This is a genomic window from Laspinema olomoucense D3b (assembly GCF_025370785.1).
GTDB classification, from domain to species: domain Bacteria; phylum Cyanobacteriota; class Cyanobacteriia; order Cyanobacteriales; family Laspinemataceae; genus Laspinema; species Laspinema olomoucense.
This window is the reverse complement of sequence record NZ_JAMXFA010000030.1, coordinates 66,210-92,351: the sequence shown is the minus strand read 5'-3', so window position 1 is coordinate 92,351 and position 26,142 is coordinate 66,210. Positions and strand designations below refer to the sequence as shown.

Sequence of the window (26,142 nt, the reverse complement as noted above, 5' to 3'; positions counted from 1 at the left end):
TGTAGGTCTCATTTGTGGTTGTGGTAAACAACAAGTGTACTACGTTGGCCCTCCCTTTTTTTGGCGAAGGTATTGTTAAGTGGACTGGGAAATCTGTACCACGATTTAGGACAGTATTCCCAAGCCCAGGAATATTACCAGGAATCTTTAATGATTGTGCGAGACCTTGATAATAAGCCAGGGGAAGGGGATATATTGATTGGGCTGGGAAATGTTTATGTGAGTTTAGGAGACTATCCCCAAGCGGAACAATCCTATGAGCAATCTTTACAAATTAAACGAGAACTAGGCGATCGCCCCGGACAAGGCAATGCTCTCGTAGGATTGGGGATTTTATACAGCTATCTGGAGGATTACGCGAAAGCTCGGGAATACCTTGAGGAGTCGTTAACCATTAAGCAGAGTCTAGGGGATCAAGTCGGAGAAGCCAATTCTTTGCACAATCTGGGGGTGGTTGTTGTCCTTTTAAAGGACTATCCCAATGCGGAGCAATTTTTGCGAAAGGCTTTAGTAATTTATCAAAACATTGGGGACAAGGTAGGAGAAGCTAGTGTTCTGCATAACTTAAGTAATATTTATCAGATTCAGGGCGATTATAATCAAGCTGAAGAATTTTTATGGGCGGCGATCGCCATCAACGAACAGTTACGCCCGGGCTTAACCGATCCCCAAAAAATTTCCTTAGTTGATCAGCAAGCCGTAACTTATGAAATGTTACAAAGTGTGTTATTGGCTCAGAATAAAATAGAGCCAGCTTTGGAAGTCTCCGAACGGGGACGCGCCCGCGCCTTTGTTGAATTATTGGCTCAACGATTTGCCGAGACTCCTGAATCTATTGTAACTGTTGCACCTCCCAATCTGGCTCAAATCCGGAAAATTGCTGCTGAACAAAATGCTACCATTGTTCAATACTCACAAATTCGGCAGGGTTTTACGGTAGGCGATAAAAAATACTTGGAAGGAAGTGAACTCTACATTTGGGTCATTGAACCCACTGGAAAAATTAGCTTTCGCCTAACGAATTTGGACTCTTTGTTGGCACAAGAAAAAGCTGGTTTGGTTCAGTTTATTGCTAATACTCTATGTTTTGAAAACTACAGTTGTCTCCGGAATATTAGAGTACGGCAAAGTCGACGGGGAAGTCCAGAAGTCATCCGCGAGGGTGACCTAGAAGCGAATCAGCGGACAGAACCAAAATCTCCCAATTCGGCTGAGGGAACAGTCAGCGGCCAATTTCGCAAACTCCATGAAATTTTAATTGAACCCATCGCTGATTTACTCCCTTCTAACCCAAATGAACGGGTTATTTTTGTTCCGCACGATTCCTTATTTTTAGTCCCCTTTCCTGCTTTACAAGATGCGTCAGGAAAATATTTAATAGAAAAGCATACGATTCTTACAAGTCCTTCAATTCAAGTCCTGGAGTTCACTCGTGACCGATTATCTCAAGTAAGAATGACCCATCCTCTCGGAAAAACCGGGGAAGTCTTAGTTGTTGGGAATCCCATCATGCCCGTACTAGAATCTGGACAACTCCGTCCCTTACCCGGTTCGGAACAAGAAGCCCAGAATATTGGAAAATTATGGAATGTCAGTCCTGTGATTGGTGAGGCAGCCACAAAATCAAGAGTGGTACAACAAATGCAGTCTTCACAGATTATTCACCTGGCAACTCATGGCAGTTTTGACTCCAATGTTCCCCTAGAGAGTTGGGTGGCATTAACTCCATCGGGAACTGATAATGGATTTTTAACAGCCGGGGAAATCTTTGGGTTGAATTTGAATGCCGAGTTAGTGGTATTGTCTGCTTGTAATACGGGACGGGGGAAAATTACTGGGGATGGAGTGGTGGGATTGTCTCGTTCCTTTATTTCCGCAGGAGTCCCCAGTTTATTAGTCTCTTTATGGGAAGTTCCAGATTATGCAACTGCGCTATTAATGCAGGAGTTTTATCAAGTTTTCCAGGAGAATGGGGATAAGGCGCAGGCTTTGCGGCAGGCGATGTTAACCACGATGCAGCAGTATCCAGATCCATTTGAATGGGCGGCGTTTACTTTGATGGGCGAGGCGGAGTGAGGGGGTTTTTTAACCACTGATTTCACTGATTTGCACTGATTTTATGGGACTCATAGATAAAGCGATTTAAGGGGGTGGCTCAGATGAGGATTAAGTTTTTGGCTTTGGTTTTGGGTTTGATGGTTGTGAGTCCGGTATGGGAGTGGAAACCGGGGTTGGTTTCTGGGGTGATTGCTCAGACTGCTGAGGAACGGAAGGAGGAAGCCGATCGCCTCTTTGGGTTGGGGGTGGAACAGTATCAGCGCAGTCTATTTAGTGAGGCGTCAGTGTCGTGGGAACAAGCGCTAGAAATTTATCGGGCGATCGCTGACAAGGAGGGGGAAGCGCGATCGCTTAACAATTTGGCAGAAGTTTACCGCAACTGGGCTGAGTATGCTCGGGCGGAATACTATTTACTTGACTCCCTAGAGATAGCACAGGACGTTGGGGACAAGGCAACCGAAGCGCGATCGCTTCACAATCTGGGGGAAGTTTACTACCATTGGGCAGAATATGCCCGAGCAGAACATTATTTAGAGCAGTCATTAGAGATAGCACAGGCACTCGGGGATAAGGCGCTAGAAGGCCGAATTTTGGCCAGTTTTGGTGCAGTTTATGTGAGCCTAGCAGAGTATGCTCGGGCTGAATATTATTTACAACAGTCGTTAGAAATAGCACAGCAACTCGGGGATAAGGCCCTAGAAGGGCGAGTTTTGGGTAGTTTTGGTGCAGTTTATGTGAGCCTGGCAGAGTATGCTCGGGCTGAATATTATTTACAGCAGTCGTTAGAAATAGCACAGGAAATCGGGGATAGGGCGGGGGAAGGTAAAACTCTGGGGAGTTTTGCAGAAGTTTACCTGAGTTTGGCGGAGTATGCTCGGGCGGAACATTATTTACGGCAGTCGTTAGAAATAGCAGAGGCAATCGGGGACAAGGCAGCAGAGGGAAATATTCTCGCCACCTGGGGAACGATCTACCACAGTTGGGGAGAATATGCCCAGGCGGAGGAATTTTACAGGCGATCGCTCGAAATAGCTCGGTTAATCGGCAACAAAGTCGGGCAAGGCAATACCCTTTTAGGTTTGGGACTGGTGTACTTTAATCTCAAAGAGTATCCCAAAGCGGAGGCATTCTATCTAGACTCCTTAGAAATCAAACGGGTGATTGGAGACAAAGCAGGGGAAGGTAATCTTCTGAGTAATTTGGGAAATATTTACTGGCAACAGGGAGATTCTGCCCAGGCGGAGGAATTCTATCTCAACTCGTTAGAAATTAAACGGCTAATTGGAGACAAGGCGGGGGAAGGCAGTACCCTAAGCCATCTGGGAACAGTTTACCGGAATCGGGGAGAGTATGACAAGGCGGAGGAATTTTACCAGCAGTCGATAGAAATTGCTCGGCTCATCGGTGATGAGGCAGGGGAAGGAAACAGTCTCAATCACCTCGGAATGGTTTACTTTAATCGGGGAGAATATGCCAAAGCGGAGGAATTTTACCGGAAATCGTTAGAGATAGCCAAGTTAATTGGGAACCAGGTGGGAGAAAGCAGTGCACTCCAGAACCTCGGAATGATTTACCAGAATCGGGGAGAATATCCACAAGCGGAGCAATCCTATTTTGCCTCCATTGAAGCCAGTGAAGAATTACGTCCTGGGTTAACAGATGAGCAAAAAATCTCTCTATTTGAACAGCAGGCAAAGACTTATGAACGGTTACAAAAAGTATTGATTCTTCAGAATAAAACTGAGACTGCCTTGGAAATTTCTGAACGGGGACGCGCCCGTGCTTTTGTGGAATTGCTGGCAGCACGACTCGGGGATTCGGTAGAAAATTCCGGGATGGTTCCTCCTCCCAATTTAAGTGAAATTAAACAAATAGCGGTGGCACAAAATGCGACAATTGTCCAATATTCCTTAATTCGCGATCGCCCCTTGGAAGCTCCAGCCCAAACATTCCTCGAATCGGAATTGTATATCTGGGTGATTCAACCCAGCGGGGAAATCACCTTTCGGCGCACGGATCTCAAGCCCCTATTGGAAGAACACAATGCGGGGTTGACACAAATCATCGCGGATGCTCGATGCTTTGATAATTTCCTCTGTCGCCGACATCTGAGGATCGCCCAAAGTCGCGAGGGGACTCCGGAAGTTCGCAGCGATCGCCCTTCTGGAGCGAATCAATCCTCGGAACCCCCAACTGCTCCCCCTCACTCCACAGAGAATCGGCAACTCAAAAAACTCCATCAACTCTTAATTGAACCCATTGCCGATTTACTCCCCACTAACCCGACAGAACGAGTCATTTTCATTCCCCAAGGGTCGTTATTTTTAGTACCCTTTCCCGCCTTACCAAATGCGACGGGTGAATATCTGATTGAAAAGCATACCCTTCTCACTGCTCCTTCCATTCAAGCACTCAATTTGATCCAGGAACAGAAACAAGCGCGCACCGCCATTAACCAGGACATTCTAATTGTCGGCAATCCCATCATGCCCGTTGTCACCGAAGGACAACTCTCTCCCTTACTGGGTGCGGAACAAGAAGCGCGGGATATTGGGCAATTGTTAAATATAAGTCCCTTAATTGGTCCGGAAGCCACGAAAGCAACTGTCATCCAGAAAATGTTGTCTTCCCGGATTATTCACCTGGCAACTCACGGCAGTTTTGACTCCAATGTTCCCCTAGATAGTTGGTTGGCGCTGACTCCCGAGGGAACCGATAATGGACTGCTGACGGCAGCGGAAATTTTTGGGTTGCAGTTGAATCCGGAGTTAGTGGTACTCTCGGCTTGTGATACAGGACGAGGCAAAATTACCGGCGATGGGGTGGTGGGTTTATCCCGTGCCTTTCTTTCTGCCGGAGCACCGGCGGTATTAGTGTCGTTATGGCAGGTTCCAGATGATTCCACTTCAGTGTTGATGCGGGAGTTTTATACCCTTTGGCAGGGTAGGGGGGATAAGGCGCAGGCGTTGCGGCAGGCGATGTTAACCACGATGCAGCAGTATCCGAATCCCGTGAATTGGGCGGCGTTTACGTTGATGGGAGAGGCGGAGTGAGAGGGGGATTCTTTCTCCAACTCCTACCCCTGTGCTTTACTATTTTGGCCTTTTCAAGGTTTTAAAATTGACAAGGCCCACTTCTGCCATTAGGACAGACGGTTAAGTTATCGGTGGTAATTTCGACGACTTTTGCACCTGTGATATCGGCATTTGTTAACTTGGCTGCGGATAAATTAGCTCCGGTTAAGTCGGCTCCCATTAATTTGGCCCCGCGTAAGTCGGCATTTCTTAAATTAACCCGTTGCAGGTTGGCGCGTTGCAGATTGGCATCGATTAAACTGGCATTGTTTAAATTAAATTCACTCAAATTCAACCCGGCAAGCTGTCGGTTTCGTCTCGGCCAATTAACGAGTTTCCAGCTCAGTAAATCTTCAGAGTCAATTCGGGTGGTATTAATATCAATTTGAGTATTCATTAAGTTTGCACCCCGCAAATTTGCTCCGCTTAAGTTGGCTCTCACTAGATTGGCTCCGCTCAAATTGGCGAATTCCAGGTTAGCATTGGTGAGGTTAGCCCAGTCCAAACTGGCATCGCTCAAGTTAGCATATTTAAGATTAGCCGCTTGCAGAATTGCTCCATTAAGATTGGTCTCTTGCAGGTTGGCGTTGATTAAACTAATTTCGGATAAGTCGGCGTTACTTAAGGTGGAACCACTAAAGTTGCTGTCATCTAATTTAGCTCCGGCTAAATTGATTTGACTTAAATTTTTGTCGGTGGCTGTGGTTAGATATCCTTTGCGTAATGCAAATTTTAACAAGGGGTCAGAGACGCGGGGATGAAAGAGTAATAAAAATGGGGTTAAAGAGAGCAGGACAAATAAAACGCTCATGGCGTTTTTCATGTTTTGCCCAAGGGCAGTATTTCGGGTAAATTGGGAGTTGTAAGTGGCGGAGAGTAAGCGGCTATTTTCTTGGTTGGCGACTTCGAGTTGCCATTGGGTTTGGGAGAGTTGGGTTTGCAGCAATACCCGCTCCTCATTGGCTTGTTCCAGTTGAGTTTGGAGTTGATTGCGCTCATCGAGTAGCCAAGCGGTTCGGGATTCGCTGATGCGGCGTTCTTGCCGTTCTTCGCCGAGTTCGGTTTGGATTAGGGATAGTTTGGTTTCGAGTTCTGAGGATTTGGCGGCGTTGGTTTGGAGTTGGGTTTGGAGTTGATTGCGCTCCTCTTGGGAGACCCGTCCTCCATTGTTTTTGTAGTGATTAAGTTCAGATTGAGTATCGGTTAGTTGGCTTTGCAATTGCCAGTAAGCTGTCGCAGCTTGTTGGAGTTGGTTTTGCAATTCTATGACGGCTTCTCCATCGGTGGAACGGGATTTAGAGGTTTGTTGTAATGTTTTTTCGACCTCTTCAAGCTGACGCTGAAGTTGAGTGGCCCGGGTTTTATGCAGCTTGCTGTCGGACTGGGCTTTGCTGAGTTCGCTTTGGATGCGATCGCGCTCTTTTTCTTCCTGTTCTAAGCGGTCTTGCAAGCGCCAATAGGCTTTAGCCGCTTCGTGAATTTGCGACTTATATTGAGCGCATTCCTGGGTAAATTCTTCCTGTTTAATCTGGCTGGTTTCGAGTTGAGATTTGAGGGATTGGTTGACTTTTTTGGCGTCCTCTAGCTGGGACTGGGCCTGTTCTCGGTCTTTTTTGGCGGATTCTAGTTCAGCGTGGGTGGTTTCTAGTTTGCTATGCAGTTGCCAATAGGCTTCCTCGGTTTGCTCAAACAGGGATTGTAGCTGATCTCGTTCCTGATTGGAGAGTTCTAGCTGAGTTTTGAGTTGGGACAACTGCATTTGCGCCTGAGTGACTGGCTCAGGGTCAATGGGTTTAGACTGAGACTGCGATCGCCAATGGTTGCGGGCCCAACTCAGTTGTGCTCGTTCCTTCCGCAAAAAACTATCCGGGATTCGTCCCAAGGTCAAGGGGTATGGCGTCAAATCCCAACCACAGGTCGAGCAATTTTTGACCTCGCCCTCAACATAAGTTGCTTGACAAACTGGACACTGTGCCACTGCTCTCTCCCGCATCGAAATCAGGACTATGATATTGAAGGAGGGGGACTGGATTTCCTCCTCTGACAGATTATCTCCCAACATCCGACTTTTGCGATCGCCTCTTTGGGATTTTACAGAGGAAACCGCCCTAGAGGGACCCCACTTTAGCCAGCCCTGGGGCCAAATTCCTTACGAGGGTAGGTTTTTTGTTTTTTCCTCGTGACGTGGCCGAAGCCCCCTCCCGAGGAAAAACCTCAAAATAGGGGTAAGTCCTGTTTCCCTTAAGAATTTTGAGCCACTGTAGCGGCCACTTGATGTTTAGAAGCGGGTTCTCCATGACTGCGGATGGCGCGAAACATTCCAAAGCGGCAGAGTCCTACCCCAAAGGCTAGACGCATTAACAGAATTGTGGGAACTTCTCGCACGGATTTAATAAATCCCGATACTCCAAATTGCATCCATCCTTGAGGGCGAATGATGCCTTGCCAAATGGTATCAATCCAGGAAGGGAGGGTTTGTTTAGTCCAGTCATCGGTGGTGACGGTTCCCTCTACTAATCCGGTAGATTCTAACAGTTCAGAAAAGCCTTCAATGCTGGAAAAAGCGGGATGAGACCATTGTTCCAAAAGTTGCTGCATCACTGGGCGTTCCCAGCCATTGAGAGGAGTTTGGCGATCGTCCCGTTGATTCCAGTCGGCCACGACTAAGATACCCCCGGGCTTGAGGACGCGCAATAATTCTTGAGCAAATTGCGCTTTATCTGGCATATGGGGTCCGGCTTCAATGGACCAAACTACATCAAAACTGCGATCGGCAAAAGATAAAGCCAGGGCATCATCTAGGGCGAATTTAGCATCTAAATCGGGGGGGGTCAGTTCTTGGGCCCGCTTGACTTGTTGAGGACTAATGGTGATACCCGTAACAGAAAACCCATAGTTTTTTGCTAGGAGGCGACTGCTACCGCCAATGCCACAACCCACATCTAAAACTGTGGTTCCTGGGGGTAATTTATCTAATCCACCCCAGCGCACCATTTCATGTACAAAGTCTTCTTTGGCTTGGAGAAAATCTTTGGATTCGGGGGGAGAACCATAATGCCCCAAATGAATATGTTCTCCCCAGTAATATTCTAAAATCCCGTCTTCAGTCCATTGGTCATAAGAATTAGCCACGGAATCGGAAGATTGATATTTGCGCGCGCTGCTGAGATATAGAATAAGGCTGACAATAAAGAGGGTGAGAGTTAGTCCAAAAATTAAAGTCATAAGCGGATTTGCAAATTTTAACTAGGAAACAGAGGATTGCCGATAACCAAATGATGTTAAAACCGGGTTTATCCAGAAACCCGGTTATTTAGGGGGGATTATAGCCCCACTCAGCTAGGTAGGCAGGAGGCCATTTTGGCTGTTAAATGGCCTGAGAGAGACTGGAGGGAACGGGGAAAGGAGGCAGAACAAATGCTGTGGATTCTCGAATGATATCCGGACGTTCTTTGTAGGGAACTTTTCCCTCTGAAGCTGCCGTATATTGTTGACAAAAGGTAGCCAAATCGGGGGCGGATTCCGTTGGAGAGAGGGCACTCAGAACAAAAGTAATTTTGTCGGCAGCGGTGAGGGTGACATTGCAAGCATCGCTGCAAGCTGCCATACAGCGAACCGGCTGAAGTTGGATCGCCGATTCCAAGTTTTTGGCCTGCAATTCACTTTGCAATTGCTGAATTAAATACTCTCCGCCCGATAGCCCGTTCTGAGTGGGTTCTTTCCGGGAAAATCGGCAGAGGGAACAGACAAATAGGGTAGCTTGGGTCATGGACTCTCTATCAAAGTTGAGTGGATGGGAAACCCGCAAGGGATTAGGAGGATTTGCCGATCGCTGGCTTTAACGCTCTGGGTTTAAACTGGCGATCGCTGAGTGAATTATGCCCTGAATTTGGCGGCCTGAGTCAGACAAAGCAGGAACAAAAATTTGGCTGTAGTTGGGCTTAAACCCATACAAATCTTGCTCCTTTATTCGGTTATGAACCTTACCCCGTTGAAATCGAGCGTTCTCCCTATCTTACCACAAGTCAACTCCCACGGGCGCTTAATTTTTAATTTCCCTAGGGAATAGCGGCAAAATCAAGACCGATAAATTGGGCTTGTTGCCCTAAATTTTGTCTTTAAATTGAGTAAAAATGAAGCAATCGTCTGGGTGACCCTCCCTTGTAATTTCTTCAGCGATCGCCACTTAAAAACCCTAGTTTCTGACCCTCAACCCTGACAAAACCGGATTCCCTATCAGGGGAAATTGACCTCAAAAATAGGGTTTGTGGGGCTATCAATCTCTCCTCCCTTTAATACCCTAATGCGGCGCCTGCTGGACGACGGGGGTCGTTTGCTCCCCAGAGGGTGTCCCCCTCTACGGCAATGGAGGAGGCTGCACCCCAATTTGGGAAGGACTCGATGTGATATCCCATTGCGGACAGGCGTTCTACGGTGTGAGGAGAGAGCGCTAAGGGTTCGGTTCTTACCCTGTTAGGTAATCCTTGGTAATGAAAGCGGGGGTGACTGACAGCTTGTGCTACAGTCATGTGGCGATCGCTGATATGGGTGATCACTTGTAAGACAGTGGTGGGAATAGTGGAACCCCCGGGACTGCCGGTAACCAGGAACAATTTACCGTTGCGGGTGAGAATGGTTGGACTCATGGAAGAGAGGGGACGCTTCCCCGGTTGGATGCTATTGACGGTTCCCTGGACTAACCCAAATTGATTGGGAACGCCCGGTTTTGCCGTAAAATCGTCCATTTCGTTATTCAGGAAAAATCCCGTCCCTGGAGCAATTTCCATCGCCCCAAATAAGGAATTAATGGTATATGTAACGGAAACAGCATTGCCGAAGCGATCGACGATGGAGTAGTGAGTGGTATCAGTTCCGGTGGGTTCAGGAGTTTGATGGAACAGCGGTTCCGGGGGAATGGCTTGATTTTTGGGAATTTTGGCGCGAAGTTGGGCAGCATAGTCGGCAGAGAGCAGGCGATCGCTGGGATTATCCACAAAAGCCGGGTCCCCTAAATAGGTGTTGCGATCGGCAAAGGCATACAACATCGCCGATAGCATCAAATGTAGTCGATTAGCTTCACTGCGGTTGAGTTCAGCGATGGAATATCCATCTAGCACATTCAGCATTTGACAGAGGGTCGTTCCGCCTCCCGGTGGCGGTGAAGAAATCACCAGATCGCCTCGATAAGAACATTCCACTGGGGGAGATTCCGTGACGCTATAAGTGCTAAAATCTTCTAAAGTGAGAATTCCCCCGTTTTGTTCACTGGCTGTAACAATTTTTTCAGCAATTGGGCCTGTATAAAAGGCGTCCGGTCCTTCGTGGGCTATGAGTTGTAAGCTTTTGGCTAAATCCGGTTGGATGAGGCGATCGCCAACTTGGTAAGGAGTTGTACCATCTTTTAAGAAAATTGCTGCAACTTCTGGCTGTTCTTTGAATTCTTCCACACTGCGATTAAGAATCTCAATGTCACCCGGTTGTAAAATAAATCCATCCCGGGCTAAGGCGATCGCACCGGCCATCACCTGAGCGCGATCAAGCGTACCATAGCGAGTTAAAGCGCGATCGAGTCCCTTCACTGTCCCGGGAACCGCCACCGCCAAATATCCTCGCTGACTCAATCCCTCCACCACCTCCCCGGCATCATCCAGATACATCTCAGGGGTTGAACCGAGGGGTGCCGTTTCCCGAAAATCCAGGAACAACTCTTCCCCATTCGCCTGACGGATGAGCATAAATCCACCCCCACCCAAGTTACCACAACAAGGATGGGTGACGGCTAAAGCATACCCCACCGCTACCGCAGCATCCACAGCAGTTCCCCCTGCTTTCAGGATTTCTAACCCAACTTGAGAGGATTCCCTAGAGGCGGTAACAACCATGCCATTTTTTGCCGCCACCCCTTCGGTGACGGGAATATCGGCGAGGTGACTATTGCTGGAAAGTTGCGCATTAACAACCCTCAACCCTTGAGAAAGGGGTGGAAACGGACGATCCAGGCTTTTAAAAAGCGCCATCTGCGCTACAATGGATAGAGGAATGGCGATCGCCGATGCCACCATCAAGCGCAACAGTCCAGTTTTAAGGGGTGGGGGAAGCTGACGCATAAATTCTCGGCCCGTTTAAACAGTGAATCTATCCAGTGTAAATCATTCAACTCTTTGCCAAATTAAAACAGTCCCTCCATCGGAAAGCTTTGCACCCCTGAATCCACACCGGAATGATAGAGACTACCCTCCGAACCCGGTTTGGGTGATTTCCATCCTCCTTTCTTAAGCAGGGTCTAAAAAATTGCAACAATTTGTTAACCTCTGGCTTGCCGGTTAGCTCCCTATACAGCTTAAGTTGGATTCTGAAATCCCTCTTCTGATAGATAGCCGTTTCCAGCTTTTGACCGAAAATTGATATAACAAATGTTACATCAAGACAAGAAACATGGGGTCCTCCTCAAAAATTACCGCAGCGACTAAAAAAACGTTGCCACTCAAGCAACCCCAGGTTGGGCATCTGATTCGAGAACTGCGACAGCTTGCTGGGTTAACCCAGGAAGAGTTCGCATTGAAATTGGGGGTAGCTTATGCAACGATCAATCGCTGGGAAAATGCTCGGGTCCAGCCCTCTTCTTTAGCCTTGCAGCAAATTCGAGCAGTGATTGACGAACTGGAGGATTCCCCATCACCCAAGTTACGAGAAGGCAGTCGGGACCTTCTGGTGAGCTATTTAGAAATACAGGATTAGAGCTTCGTACCCAAGGACAGAAAAGTAATGGACGTGGAGGATAATTTGGTAGTCGGTGGCGAGATGGGTCGGCTGATGGGGAGGATAGACTGGACAGCAACCCCCCTCGGTGCGATGGAAAGTTGGCCGGGGAGTTTGCGCAATGCGGTCAATTTGAGCTTGACTTCTCCCGTGGCGATCGCCATTTTGTGGGGACCTGACTGGGTACAATTTTATAATGATGCTTACCATCAGCTACTCCAAGACACTCAGCAGTTGCGATTATTCGGTCAGCCAGTGCGGGACTGTTGGACGAACCATTTTCCGGCAATGGCAAGAGCAGCAGCCTCAGTCTTTGCCACAGGACAAGCTTATCAGTTAAGAGATCAACGCTTTGAGTGCGATCGCTGCAATTGTGCCGAGGAAGTGACGATCGCCCTCTCCTCTAGTCCGATTTTCGATGAACTAGGAGAAGTTGCTGGGATTTTTAATATCATCACTCGCACCCCCGGGACTCCCCGAACTCTCCACAACGAGGCAGATCCATCGAGGGTTGTGAGTTCATCCTTATCTCTTTCAGAAGGCTACCGAGAGGGTGAACAACCGTTGAAGTTTCCTCCCTTTGAAGAGTCCCTGGAATCGGCAAACCAAGGGGTGTCTCATGTCCTAGAAAGCATTCCCGATGGATTTATCGCCTTTGATGGCAATTGGCGGTTTATTTATGTCAATTCCCTAGCGGGAAGGCTGTTGGAACGCTCGCCGGATGAGTTATTAGGCAAAGCTATCTGTGAGGAACTCAGTGCCCCGGGGAGTAAGCTGGATTGGCTAAACACTCCAGCCCTCCAGCGATCGCAAGCCCAGAGAATTCCGGTGACGGAGCAATATTGTTTATCCGAATCCAATCAGTGGATGGAAATCTCAGCGTTTCCCTTGGATGAGGGAATCGGGGTTTATATTCGAGATATCAGCGATCGCCAGCGGACCCAACAGCGCCAATTGGCTCAATATGCGATCGCTAAGGTATTAGCTGAAGCCCCCACTTGGGTTGATGCAGTTCCGGCCATCTTACAAGCCTTGTGCGAAACTTTAGGATGCCAAGTGGGGACCGTTTGGACGCTCAATCCCCAGGATAATCGCCTGCACTCCTTCCAAAGTTGGCATTTCCCCGGTTTAGAACTCCAGGAGTTTTTGGAACTCACCGGACAAATTAGCTTGGCTCCTGGGGTGGGCTTGCCCGGACGAATTTGGGAGACCCGTCAACCGGTTTGGATAGCGGACTTAGAAACCGATGAAAACTTCCCGAGAGCAGCAGCAGCCATCAAAGCGGGACTGCGGAGTGCCTGTGGATTTCCGATTCGGTTGGGAGATAAACTCTTAGCGGCGATCGAATGCTTTAGAGATCGCCTCCAAGCACCTGACCCGGACTTACTGGACTTGATGGCAGCCCTTGGCTCTCAAATTGGACAATTTATCGAACGCCAACGCACCGAAGATGCCTTGCGAGAGAGTCAAGAATTATTTTCTCACTTCATGAATCATAGCCCCTTTGCAGCCTTTATTAAAGATGCTGCCGGACGGAAAATTTACGTCAATGCGGCCTTAGAGCGACTGTTGCAGCGTCCGAGTGGGGAAATTGTGGGGAAAACTGACTTTGAGTTATTTCCCCTTGAGGTAGCAACCCAGTGGCAAATCAACGATCGCCAGGTGCTAGAGCAGAATGCACCTATTCAGTTTTTAGAAACGATTGAACAAGAAAACGGGGAAACCTGTTATTATATGTCCTACAAATTCCCCTTCCGGGATAGAGCCGGACAACAATTTCTCGCCGGGGTATCCCTCGATATTAGCGATCGCATTCGGGTTCAAGCCGCTTTGCAAGAAAATGAACGGCGGTTATCCCTTGCCCTGAGTGCAGCCAATGCCGGAATCTGGGAATGGAATCTCACGAGCGATCGCTGGTTCTGGTGCGACGAAAATTATCGATTGTTAGGATATGCACCGGGCCATTGTGAAACCACCTATCAAAACTGGTTGCAAGCGGTTCATCCTGACGATCGCCAAACCGTTGAAGCATCAGTACAAACCACCCTGAATACCCCCAGTAACTTCAACTTAGAATATCGAGTCTTGCTTCCCAACGGGTCTATACGCTGGTTGAGCAATATTGGAGAGACCCTCTTAGATGAGAACGGTCAAATTAAGGGAATGAGCGGTATCCAAATCGATATTACCGAGCGCAAGCGAACCGAGGAAGCCCTGCGAAGCAGCGCTCAACGATTGAGCCTTGCTTTAGAAGCGGCAAAAATGGGAGATTGCACTTGGGATCTAGCCCGCGATCGGGCTACCTTATCCCCACGGGCCGCAGAAATTTTAGGGATTGGGCCGGAACAGGTTCTCACTTGTGCGCAAATTCAGAAAATGTTTCATGAGGATGATCGCGGCCAGGTACAGAGTATCATGGAGCGAGCCATTCGCGATCGCCTCCCCTATGACATAGAATATCGAATCCGACGTCCCGATGGAAGTCAACGGTGGTTGGCGGTGAAAGGACTCGCTCAATATGATGCAAACGGACAAGTTCTCGAAATATTAGGGGTGATGCAGGACATCACCGATCGCAAGCAAGAGGACGTAAAAAAGCAAGAACTGCTTGATCGAGTCAGCATGAAGCGAAAACTGCTGAATGCCATCTTGGAACAATTACCCGCTGGCGTGATTGTGGCGGAAGCTCCCTCGGGAAACATTCTCTTGTTTAACGACCAAATTAAACAAATGGCCCGGATTCCCGACTTAATCCCCCTGGACAACCTGAATCAACCGCCCTTATATGAGGCATTTTATCCTGATGGACGGGCGTATCAACTCCAGGACTGGCCTTTATACCGTTCAGTGTATAGGGGGGAAGTGGTCAGAAACGAAGAAATCCATTTTGGGCGGGGAGATGGCACAAAGGGGATTATTCTCGTCAATTCCGCCCCAGTGTATGATGAAAATGGTACAATCCGAGCCGGGGTCGTGACCTTTTCTGATATTACCGAACGCTATTTTGCCGCAGAAGCCATCCGCCAAACCGAAGGAGTGTATCGGGCGATCGGGGAAAGCCTGGATTATGGGATCTGGATTTGCGATCGCCAGGGACATCACCTTTATGCCAGCGATTCATTTTTGCGTCTGGTTGGCATGACCCTAGAAGAATGGAAAGGTTTGGGTTGGGTACAGGTGTTAGAACCGCAAGCCGCTCAACAAACTCTCGCTGACTGGACACAGGGAGCAACAACGGGGAATTTGTGGGATCGGGAACAACTCGTGCGCGGGGTGGATGGAAACTGGCATCCGATTCTGGTTCGGGGAGTACCTGTGCGAAATCAAGCCGGAGAAATTATATGCTGGGCGGGGATTAATTTAGATATTAGCCGTCTGAAAAAGGTTGAGGGGGAATTGCGCGAATCAGAGTATCGTTTCCGGCTATTGGCGGATAAGGTTCCGATCCAGATTTGGATGCAGGATGAACAAGCCTGCTGTCACTTTGTGAATGAGCGGTATCGCGAGTTCACGGGTTTGTGTCAATCGGATATCACTCAAGATTGGACCGAGAGCCTGCATCCGGATGACTGGGCGAGTTATATCAGAGAGTACAGCTTGGCGATCGCCCATCGGAAGGAACATCGAGCCATTGTGAGAATGCGTCGCTATGATGGGGTGTATCGGTGGATGGAAGTGCTGGGGTTGCCCCGGTTTGAAGGGACGCGTTTTGTCGGCTATGTTGGGTGTAATACAGATATCACCGAGCGCAAACAAGCCGAGGAAGAACGGGAACAACTACTCGCCCGGGAACGTGCTGCCCGAGAGGAATCGGAAGCGGCCAACCGCATCAAGGATGAGTTTTTGGCCGTCCTTTCTCACGAGTTGCGATCGCCCCTCAATCCGATTTTGGGCTGGTCCAGACTCTTAAGAACTCGCCAATTTGACGACGCCTCCCGCGATCGCGCCTTGGAAACCATTGAGCGCAACGCTCGCTTGCTCTCAAAACTGATTGAAGATTTATTAGATGTGTCCCGCATCCTTCAGGGTAAAATTGCCCTCCATGTCGGTCCCGTGGAGTTAGTTTCAACCCTAGAGTCAGCGTTGGAAACCGTTCAATTAGCTGCCAGTTCCAAAGAAATTCAGATTTCCACCCATTTTGAATCAGAGATTGGGCTGGTGTCTGGCGATCGCGATCGGATTCAGCAAATTATCTGGAACTTGTTGTCCAATGCCGTCAAATTTACACCCTCCGGGGGACAAGTGGATGTTTACCTCCAGCGGAAAGACGGCTGCGCTCAAATTAGGGTCAAAGATACCGGAAAAGGGATTGACCGCGAGTTTTTGCCTTATGTCTTTGACTTGTTCCGCCAGCAGGATGGGAAAACCACGCGACAATTTGGCGGTTTGGGATTGGGACTGGCGATCGTGCGTTATCTCACTGAATTACATGGAGGAACCGTTGCCGTAACCAGTCTCGGAGAAGGACAAGGTGCGACCTTTACTATCTGTTTACCCCTCACTCTGGACCGGGGAACCCCAGGGGTTAGTCTGGGATTTGATTCGGTTTCGGAACTAGAAGCCTTACCTCTGACGGGAGTTCAAATTCTGTTGGTCGATGATGAGGCGGATATGAGAGAATTAGCCACAACGATTTTAGCCCAAGCCGGTGCAAAGGTAGAGGTCGCCGCCTCGGCAGTCGAGGCGACTCAATGTCTCGATCGCCATAGCTTTGATATTCTCGTCACCGACATCGGAATGCCCGATATTGATGGGTATATGCTCATCCAGCAGGTGAGAACCCGACCCTCCGAAAGGGGTGGCGCAATTCCGGCGATCGCCTTGACGGCTTACGCCGGAGAGTCCAATCAGCAAAAAGCACTCCAAGCTGGATTTCAACTGCACCTGCCCAAGCCGGTAGAACCTGAAATTTTAATCAAGGCGATCGAGCAGTTAATTACCGGCTGATTTTGCTTTTTTAATAGGAAATTGGTCAGTAGTCATTTGTCATTGGTCGTTTGTCCTTGGTCTTAGGGGATTGCAAAATATAAATCATTCAAACGTTTGTAGTAACCCCTTCAGGGGTTTCTTTAAAGATGACTCGGTGAAGGAGTCACTATGAACGTTCTGGAGGTTTTATTTTTTGGAGTTCCCTTATGTCCTTGGATGGGGGATTGTCTCTGTCTTCTTAACGTTGGGGTTCAACCGCTTTAGAGGAGGGCTTTCCGAATCCAAATGCTGAAAAATAGACTTCTTGCAAAATTATAAAAAGCCGATTGGCGTTACCAAGGGGGGGAAAGGGGGATCAATCCATTATTTTGCAAGAGGTCTAATATCGGGAGGGGTCTGTTATTCTTCTCGCAAATCATAATCTCTCCACCGGGGGATGCTCGGAGCAATTGCTCATCCAAATATGAGCGATTGTTAATATTTATTTTCTATCCGAACTTGGGTTTGGTATCCCCCTACAAATCCCCCAAAACCTTGTATATTAAGTCTTTCACCCGAAAAGATTTCCCGGGAGAAGTTTCCCCTCTCCAGGGGTTAAATCGCCTCAATTCTCTCAAGATTATCGCAAATCTAACCTTCAGACCCCTAGGAGGATGGAACTTTAGATAGAGTTGCTCAGTCTTGGGCGCGTTTAGATTGATCCAGAGAGTGAAATTGCAACCCAAATCAGCAAATTGTTAGAAAAATTTAACCCCTTTTGAAGAAAAATGGAATATACTTCTATAGAAACATTAGTAAGATTAGCTATTCCCCTGATCCTTCAGGCTAAGGTGCAGTCCACCTGATTTGCCGAAAGGATTTTCAAGGGAGAACTCCTCGGAACGAGCGACTGCCTTTCCCAGGGTGCGATCTTCCCGATGTGTCCCGGCTTGAGAATTGGTCTGAGCCCCTTAGAGGGGTGGGGTCGCTATCAAGGGGGCGATCGCACCGAGGTCCATCGCAACCGACCCTCCCGAGACCGGGCCTGATACCAACCGAGGAAACCCTCTTAATATCATAAAAAAATTTAGGATATAGACCATGATAGACCTGTATTCCTCGGATGAAAACACTCATCCTCACTCCATATCCCTGAAACGATTAGACCGAGCAATTGCTCTGTCACAAGGGCAATTTTGCTTAATTTTTGCTTGCTGTAATTCCGTTTCCCTGCGATCGCAACTCGTCAAGCAATTGCCCGTTAATTTATCCGGAGATATTTACCACCTATTTTTGCAGCCCTCGGTCAAAACCCTTTACACAACCATGCAACAATCCCTGCAAAATAAACAGCCCGATGCTTTAATGATTTTGGGATTAGAATCCGTTATTTCTATTGAACAATTACTGACAGCCACCAACTTTGTCCGGGATGATTTTCGTAAAGATTTCGCCTTCCCCATCATCTTATGGGTGAATGATGAAATCATGCAAAAATTAGTTCGGTTAGCGCCAGATTTTAAAAACTGGGCCGCCTCTACCATTCGGTTTCAAATGATGAATGACTCAGTGAATACCCCGGATTTAGCCTATCAATTAATCTAAAAAAAATTCCCCAAGGGTTCCGTTGTCCCCAAACAACTAAACTTCACCCGGGAATGAGTCAAGGTTGGCAAAATGCGGTAATGTAAGCGGTGTTAATCCAGTCCGGCGTTACTGTCATGTTAGAAATTAAAACATTAATTGATGAAATTCAGGAAGAAGCAAAACGGGCTGAATTTCCCCTTGATGAACCCATTTATCAAAAAGCCGGTGCAGAACCGACTCAACCGATTCTCTATGCCGGGAATTTGGAAAGTCAGTTATGCGTTTTTGGCCGAGATTTGGGTAAAGATGAAGTCGCCAATCGGCAACCGTTATATGGTGCAGCGGGTTCCCTAGTTCGTAAAGGATTATATCGGACTCTTTTTAACAGCGAAGCCAGGGATAAAACGGAACTAGAAAAAGTGCTGGACCAAGTTTTACTGACCAATACAGTCCCCTATAAACCCCCGGGGAATAAAGCTTATAGTACAGCGGTTAAACAGCGCTTTCGGCCCTATATTGAGCGCTTCCTCGTCTGCCACTGGCAAGGCGATCGCATTATTACCCTCGGGAACGATGCCTTTGACTGGTTTAGCCCTTACGCCCCAAAAGGGACCTTGAAAGAATTTTTTCAGCGCGGCGATCGCTACAGTTCTAGCCAACCCATCACCCTTTGCGCTACCGATTCTCAAGGTAATCTCCATCAGCGTCCCATCACCTTACTCCCCCTCCCTCATCCCTCTCCCCTCAACCAGAGATACTACGCCCAATTTCCCCAACTGTTGCAACAACGGCTGAATGCTATTTTTCAGTAAATTTATTGAGGACTCATCGGTGATTTCTCCTATTTTTGGACGAATCACCGAGGATTCGGCTGTTATGAAGTTTTACGAAGTCCCTAACAAGTTTTCTCTAATAAAAGTTGGGTGGTTTCACGGAAGCATTCTGGGTCAACTTTATCATATCTTTATAAATGAGATTAAAGAATTCATGAAAAATTTAAACAGCAATTAGCGGAGATATAGTAATGGCAACCTTAAGCTACGGTTTCAACCCCTCCTTCCTCCCCTTGACCGATCGCGATCAAAAAGCCCTCAACTCCATGTTTGAAGGCATTGAAGGCGACCCCCTAGCCGAGCTTGAAACCGTCTTAAACGAATCCTTTGGTGCTAGACTCCAAAAAAGCACGAGAGTTCGTCAAACCTTTCCAGTCCATACCTCCGCGCTCAGGTGAACTAGATAAAGCCATGCCTGGACGGGCGAATAGGGAAGAGACATATATTTTTGAGTAGGGCGCATAGATAAATATCTGCTCACTGGCTAGAATTGACCACCCCGCCCCGAAGGGGCACCCCTCCAAGGGAGGGGAATTTTGGGGCTTATTCCACTGTTATGGAGTAGGGCAGTTTGATTCTCAAAAACCCAATTAATTGTTGGATTGTTCAATCGCTTGACCGGGCGAAAGATATAGGCTGATTCCCCTCCCTTGGAGGGGTGCACCTTCGGGACAGGGTGGAATTCCCCTCCTGTGGAGGGGTGCACCTTCGGGACAGGGTGGAATTCCCCTCCTGTGGAGGGGTGCCCCGCAGGGGCGGGGTGGAATTCCCCTCCTGTGGAGGGGTGCCCCGCAGGGGCGGGGTGGTCCTTAGTTTAAACTTAGTAAATCAGGCGGAAAACCCTTGGGCTGTAAAGCTTACCGGGTCAGGTAAATTTGAGAAGGGAACCGCCCTACCCTCAATAGCAAGTCGTTACTACAAACATCCCCATCCTCCCCATCACCCCATCTCCCCTAAGCTACGATTAGGATATAGATCCCCGAAGTTCCTATTTAGCTTTGAAGCATTGATTCAGTCTGAGACCTTAGAACTCCTAGAATGGCCGCGCCTGTGCCAGCACCTAGCAACATTTGCTGGGACCAAGCTGGGAGCAATCGCTGCCGGTGACCTCCAAATTCCTGAGACGTTGGAGCAGACACTGGTGCTGCTTGCTCAAACCCAAGAAGTCTATGAATTAGAAAATCAGGGACTGGTTAGCCTGTCCTTTGATGGTATCCATGATATTGGGGACTCTCTAGAACGGGCGGACTTGCATGGCATCTTATCTGCCGAGGAACTGCTGGCGATCGCCACTACCCTCTCGGGTGCCAGACAACTGCGACGCACCATCGACGATCACCCCCAATTGTCCGTCCTCAACCGTCTGGTTGCCGATCTGCGAACCTATCCAGAAATCGAACAGGAAATCCATCGCTGCATCGACGATCGCGCTCAAGTCGCCGATCGCGCCAGCACTCTGTTAGGGGAAATTCGCCAGCGTCAGCACAGCGTCCGCGACCAGATTTATCAAAAATTGCAGAGTATCATGCAACGGCATAGCAACGCCGTTCAAGAACAACTGATCACCAAACGGAGCGATCGCTTTGTGATCCCCGTGAAATCTCCCCAAAAAGATGCCATTCCCGGCATTGTTCACGATAGTTCCATGAGTGGCGCTACCCTCTATGTAGAACCCCATAGCATCGTTGAACTGAACAATAAGGCGCGGGTCTTGCTGCGCCAGGAAAAGGCCGAAGAAGAAGCAATTTTGCGGGCATTAACGGCCAAAATTACCGAAGTTGTCGAAGATTTAGAACGATTATTGGCGATCGTCACCATCCTCGACTTGGCAACCGCCCGTGCCCGGTATAGTTACTGGTTAAATGCCAATCCCCCGACCTTTATTAACCGAGGGGAAGAGGGCCAAACCATTACCCTGCGGCAACTGCGTCATCCCCTGCTGATATGGCAACAACAGCATGAAGATGGGAATGCGGTCGTTCCTATTGATTTAATTGTTCAACCTCAAATTAAGGTCGTTGCCATCACCGGACCCAACACCGGGGGAAAAACCGTCACCCTGAAAACCTTGGGGTTAGGGGTTCTCATGGCGAAAGTGGGATTATTTATCCCTGCCAAAGTCCCTGTGGAACTGCCTTGGTTTGACTTTGTACTGGCGGATATCGGAGACGAACAGTCCCTAGAACAAAGCCTTTCCACCTTTTCCGGTCATATTCGCCGGATTAGTCGAATTTTAGGAAGTTGTACCCCAGACTCCCTGGTGTTACTGGATGAAGTGGGGGCGGGAACCGACCCTACCGAAGGCAGTGCCTTGGCGATCGCCTTGTTGCATCATCTGGCAGATTGCTCCCAGTTAACCATCGCCACCACCCACTATGGCGAACTCAAGGCCCTCAAATATGAGGATGAACGCTTTGAAAATGCCTCAGTAGAGTTTGATGAAGCGACCTTACAACCCACCTATCGCTTACTCTGGGGGATTCCGGGCCGTTCTAATGCCTTAACTATCGCTCGCCGTCTGGGGTTAAAGTCGGAAATTGTGGATCAGGCAGCTAACTTAGTCGCACCCACGGGTACTCAAGAGGTGGATCGGGTGATTGCGGGGTTGGAAAATCAACGCAAACAGCAGGAAACCAAGGCTAAAGAAGCGGGTCAATTGCTGGGAGAAACCGAACGCCTGTATCGGGAAGTCGCGGATAAAGCGCAGTCTTTGAAAGAACGGGAACGGCAACTCCAGCAGTCCCAAGAACGGGCGGTAGCAGAGGCGATCGCCGTTGCCAAGCAAGAAATTGCCCAAGTGATTCGGCGCTTGCAACAAGGGAACGTGACGGGACAGGATGCCAATCAAGCAACCCAGGAGTTACAGGGAATTGCCGAAAAACATCTGCCGTCCCGACAGCAAAAAGCAGCCAAACCGAAACCGGGATTTCGTCCCAAAGCAGGCGATCGGGTGCGGATTCCCCAAATTGGACAAACCGGCGAAGTGCTGGCAGTCGGGGAAGGGGATATGGAAGTGACGGTGCGGTTTGGACTGATGAAAATGACCATCGGGATTACGGAAATCGAATCCCTGGATGGTCAAAAAGTGGAACTTCCGCCCAAAAAACCGGCTTCCACCCAAACCACGAAAGTTTCCCCAGCAGCAGAAGCAACCCTGGAAAAGGTGGCAACCCAAGCCCCCATCGTCCGCACCTCTCGAAATAACCTAGATATCCGAGGGGCCAGAGTTGCCGATGCAGAGATGGAACTGGAACAGGCGATCGCCCAACAAATTCCCCTAGGCGGTGCGTTATGGATTGTTCATGGCAAAGGAACGGGTAAGTTGCGCCAAGGGGTGCAGGAGTTCTTGAAACAACATCCCCAAATTAGTCACTATGAACTCGCCCCTCAAAATGAAGGCGGTTCCGGTGTTACAATTGCGTATCTTAAATAGGGAATGAAATGGGAGAGGGGTGAAGATAGGGGAGATGGGGAGGTGGGGAGGATGGGGGGGATGGGGAAGATGGGGAAGATGGGGAGGTGGGGAAGATGGGGAAGATGGGGAGGATGGATTAGATCCTCGTGACTTGGCTCTGCCAAGTCATGCGCCTTTGGAGGCTCTGCCTCCAGTCTTACCAGGCGGCAGAGCCGCAAGATGGACGTGACTCGCTTAAGCCAAGTCACGAGAATAATCCTCCCCATCCCCCCATCCTCCCCATCCTCCCCATCCCCCCATCCTCCCCATCCCCCCATCCTCCCCACCTCCCCCACCCTCCCGATCTCCCCCACCCTCCCCATCTCCCCCATCTCCCCTACAGAGGTTAACGATGCGCCAGACCCTAAAATTAGCTCCCCCGGGTCAACCCAATGGTGTTGCTAACCAAGCGGCACCGATCGCTGCTTCTTTGCCTTGGCAGGAAGTAGTGGGTGTGAATGCACCGACCCCGGCACAGTTGGATAACATCAAAACTCAGTTAGATTTAGTCTTGCTGGCCCTGGAATGCTTGGCGGACATTGGTTCGGAAGCGATTCTGCGAACAGCAGAAGAGTTGGGACTTGAATCGGTGGTGGCCGATCGCGTCTCGTTGTGGCGACTGCGCCAGTCGAATCCCATCCGCAAGAGTCAAGGGGGCCGCAAAAAGCTGGATGTGGAGGAAGCGCGAGCCCTGGTGATGATTATTTGTCACCTGGCTAAAACCCACCACGAATTAATTCGCCGTGGCGTGGCCCTGCTGGAACAGCTAACGGAACAAAACCGCGCCCCTCATGAAGCGTCTATGTTAGGCGACTTTATTGATACCTTTTGCAACACCTACCAAGAACGCATGGAAGATGGAGATACCACCTCCCCGGACCTGCTGACTCACTTAGCCCTAAAACTGCTGATTGATTTACTCTTCTACAGCGGTCCTAGCGGTCATCGGCGGCTCTGGTTGGCTTTGCTCGATCGCTCAGTCAGTCGTTAACCATTCCTTTAGCACTATACCCCCTCAAAATTTTCTCATGCCATCGTTCACTTCTGTTATGCGAAGGTACACGCCCCCCACTTGCACCCTAGAGATTGTGGCAAAAAGCTCCCCTCTCTCCAAGTGGATGGGCAAACCTGTCCTTAAACAATTGCGCTTTCAACTCAGTTTTGATGCGCCGCAATTGCCCCAGGAACAACAAGTTACCATTCGCGGTGATGCCCGAGCACTGGACGCCTTGTCTGATGCCGTCACGAATTATGTCCAGGACTTCGTGCAGCAGTCGCCCCAACGCCTCAATGCCACTTATTTCGCTTCAGAAGCGGATGCCACTGCTACGCCGTCGGAAATCCAAACGGAGATTACAGAACCCACCACTCGCTTACAATCTCCTCACCCGACCCTAGAGGAAAAACCCTTACCCGGTTTCCCCTCTCCCCCACCGGATCAAGTGTCTGGTACTTCTCCAACCCCTGTACCCCCTCTCGGCATTTATTTAAAACCTCGGGGGTTATTGGCGCATGAGTTGCATTTCGGTGAACTCGCAACCCCAGAATCGGGTCCCCTGGTGAATTTGGGAACGTTGCAATTATTTGACCTCGCCACGGCCCTAGATTCTGCGGCAGCCGATGCGATCGCCTTACCGAATTTAGGCGGAGTCGCCGGATTGTCCAAGACTCCCCCTTGGCTGGCGATCGCTGCAATGGCCCTCTTTACCGTCGGCGTCAGTGCCTCCCTAGTCAAACTGCTCAATCCCGCTACAGAAGGGGATACCCCCACCGTGGCTCAAAGCCCAGCACAACCCTTACCTGAGCAGAATGTCCCCCCCGTTCCTCCTCCAGTCGTCTCCCCGCAGCCGCTTCCCCCCGGGGTAAATCCCGCCCAAAATGGCGTCCCTACCCCCCCGAAGGGTCAACAGCCTTCCGCCTTACCCCGCACTGCCCCCACTTCGCCTCCGGTTCCTCCGGTAGCGCCGCCCGTGGGTCAGAGGACTCCACCACCACCCCAACCAGCACCCACGAGTCCTTCCCCGGCATCGCCTGCGGTGACAGCCCCCCGGGTTGCCTCCACCCCCAGACCCCTGCTGGAAGGGCGGCAGAGTGGCTTGCAGATGCCACCGCCTGGATCAGCCCCCCAACGCCCCCAAGTCGAGTTGGAAATTACTCCCGACGATTCGGACCCGATGCCCCCCATGCGTCCCCTGCCCTCCCTGGCAGACGACCCCATCCCAGAACCCCCGGATTGGGATGAACTGATGGCACAAAGGGGAAATTCTACTGCTGCACCGCAACCGAGTTTCCCCCCAATCCAACAGACACCGGAACGGGTCCCGACTCAGGCACAAACCCAACCCGCTTCTCCTCCAGAATCCCGCCAAGCAGGCAATCCCGCCCCAGCAGCACCCAATCGGTCCCCCCTGGATGATGCACCGCCTCCCCTGCCCAATGTGCGCCTAGATTCTTCTGCATCGGTCCCGCAAGCAGCCGAGGAGAGTCTGGTATCGGAAGCAGAAGGGATTGATGCGATCGCCCTAAAAGCGCCTCCCACGGAGTTACCCGAGTCGGAATGGGCTGCTGGAGATGTTCCCCCAGAAAGTGCCACCCAGACTCAATCCCTTTTTGACGATCCGCCCCAACTCGCCGAGGCAAAGGACTATTTCCAAGGCACCTGGCAACCCCCCGAAGGGTTTAAGGACAAGTTGGAATATGTCCTCACCCTCAATCCCGATGGTTCGATTCAGGAAATCGTCCCTCTGGGAATCGCCTCGGGAACCCACATCGATATTAGTGGAGTGCCGCTACAAGGGACCCCGTTTGTCTCGCCCTTACCCGAGGCCCAGTCTCTGCAAATTCGCGTCGTCCTCGAACCCGATGGTCGGGTCTTGACTTTTGCCCAATAATTTGGGGTAATCATGGGTTATTTTGAAATCGGGAGATTGACCTCAGTCGGGTCAGTCTCCCGATTTTTTGGGGAATTTGGAAATTAATACAAAACTTTACATCCATTTAATTTGCATTTTTTGAATAAATTTGCCCTCTAAAGTGCGGGTTTCTCTTTAGCCTGCGGAGGCAGGCTTTGTCCGTATAACCCCACCCTTGAGGGTGCGGGTTCTTTTGTCACTATGTAATGCAAATTAGATGTCTCCAAATCCCCAAATTGAAAATTCTTTCAAAAAAACTAGGGGGTGAGGGGTGACACCCCCCATCTACCGTGTTATATTAAATTCTGTAGATGCACCCTGATGGCAAGCGCCCAAGCTTTTGGGCGTTTTTTTTTGTCTAAAATTAGGCAGGGGTAGGGGTAGAGGGGAATCCGCGAGTAGGTTTTTTACGTTCAGGGGAGTTTGCCTGACATTTAACTGCACCTCCGGTCCCCCCCTCCCCTGTGTCTTGGTAGGGCTGTGTCATTCTCCAGGCCCAATTAATTTTTGCATGGTTCAATCCCTTTATCTGGCGGAGGATACAGCCTTATTCCCCT

The 26,142-nt window shown here is 49.6% G+C and carries 14 protein-coding genes; 10 read left to right on the top strand and 4 right to left on the bottom strand.

The window, feature by feature from the left end; all coding sequences use genetic code 11:
- Positions 1-72: 72 nt before the first annotated feature.
- Both NG792_RS20220 and NG792_RS20215 read left to right on the top strand, forming a co-directional pair.
- Positions 73-2,076, top strand: coding sequence for a CHAT domain-containing protein (locus NG792_RS20220; RefSeq protein ID WP_261236583.1), 2,004 nt, complete (start codon positions 73-75; stop codon positions 2,074-2,076).
- A gap of 83 nt (positions 2,077-2,159) precedes the next feature.
- A complete protein-coding gene (locus tag NG792_RS20215; RefSeq protein ID WP_261236582.1) occupies positions 2,160-5,111 on the top strand; it encodes a CHAT domain-containing tetratricopeptide repeat protein in 2,952 nt (983 codons plus the stop codon).
- 61 nt (positions 5,112-5,172) lie between these two features.
- On the opposite strand, the gene NG792_RS28990 is transcribed toward NG792_RS20215, so the two are convergent.
- The 4 genes from NG792_RS28990 to ggt form a co-directional block, all read right to left on the bottom strand.
- Complete coding sequence (locus tag NG792_RS28990; RefSeq protein WP_261200353.1) at positions 5,173-7,110, bottom strand: pentapeptide repeat-containing protein; 1,938 nt, start codon at positions 7,108-7,110, stop codon at positions 5,173-5,175.
- Between the two features lie 263 nt (positions 7,111-7,373).
- Positions 7,374-8,357 carry a methyltransferase domain-containing protein gene (locus NG792_RS20205; protein ID WP_261236581.1) on the bottom strand — a complete coding sequence of 328 codons (984 nt, stop codon included), beginning with the start codon at positions 8,355-8,357 and terminating at the stop codon, positions 7,374-7,376.
- Between the two features lie 142 nt (positions 8,358-8,499).
- On the bottom strand, positions 8,500-8,901 hold the full coding sequence (locus NG792_RS20200) for a DUF1636 domain-containing protein (RefSeq protein ID WP_261236580.1): 402 nt from the start codon (positions 8,899-8,901) through the stop codon (positions 8,500-8,502).
- A gap of 523 nt (positions 8,902-9,424) precedes the next feature.
- On the bottom strand, positions 9,425-11,239 hold the full coding sequence (gene ggt, locus NG792_RS20195) for a gamma-glutamyltransferase (RefSeq protein WP_261236579.1): 1,815 nt from the start codon (positions 11,237-11,239) through the stop codon (positions 9,425-9,427).
- 328 nt (positions 11,240-11,567) lie between these two features.
- On the opposite strand from ggt, the gene NG792_RS20190 reads away from it, so the two are divergent.
- The 8 genes from NG792_RS20190 (at position 11,568) to NG792_RS20155 (ending at position 25,564) form a co-directional block, all read left to right on the top strand.
- The gene (locus NG792_RS20190) at positions 11,568-11,870 is read left to right on the top strand and encodes a helix-turn-helix domain-containing protein (protein WP_261200357.1); all 303 of its coding nucleotides are present in this window, start codon (positions 11,568-11,570) and stop codon (positions 11,868-11,870) included.
- A 27-nt stretch (positions 11,871-11,897) separates the two neighbouring features.
- Positions 11,898-16,838 carry a PAS domain S-box protein gene (locus tag NG792_RS20185; protein WP_261236578.1) on the top strand — a complete coding sequence of 1,647 codons (4,941 nt, stop codon included), beginning with the start codon at positions 11,898-11,900 and terminating at the stop codon, positions 16,836-16,838.
- A gap of 1,062 nt (positions 16,839-17,900) precedes the next feature.
- Positions 17,901-18,404, top strand: coding sequence for a hypothetical protein (locus tag NG792_RS20180; RefSeq protein WP_261200359.1), 504 nt, complete (start codon positions 17,901-17,903; stop codon positions 18,402-18,404).
- 116 nt (positions 18,405-18,520) lie between these two features.
- Positions 18,521-19,198, top strand: a complete 678-nt coding sequence (locus NG792_RS20175) for a uracil-DNA glycosylase family protein (protein WP_261236577.1) — start codon at positions 18,521-18,523, stop codon at positions 19,196-19,198.
- A 212-nt stretch (positions 19,199-19,410) separates the two neighbouring features.
- Positions 19,411-19,617: a hypothetical protein gene (locus NG792_RS20170; RefSeq protein ID WP_261236576.1), complete on the top strand. Its 207-nt coding sequence runs from the start codon at positions 19,411-19,413 to the stop codon at positions 19,615-19,617.
- Between the two features lie 608 nt (positions 19,618-20,225).
- Positions 20,226-22,652, top strand: a complete 2,427-nt coding sequence (locus tag NG792_RS20165) for an endonuclease MutS2 (RefSeq protein WP_261236575.1) — start codon at positions 20,226-20,228, stop codon at positions 22,650-22,652.
- A 373-nt stretch (positions 22,653-23,025) separates the two neighbouring features.
- Positions 23,026-23,664: a DUF3038 domain-containing protein gene (locus NG792_RS20160; protein ID WP_261200363.1), complete on the top strand. Its 639-nt coding sequence runs from the start codon at positions 23,026-23,028 to the stop codon at positions 23,662-23,664.
- A gap of 58 nt (positions 23,665-23,722) precedes the next feature.
- A complete protein-coding gene (locus NG792_RS20155; protein ID WP_261236574.1) occupies positions 23,723-25,564 on the top strand; it encodes a DUF4335 domain-containing protein in 1,842 nt (613 codons plus the stop codon).
- Positions 25,565-26,142: the final 578 nt, after the last annotated feature.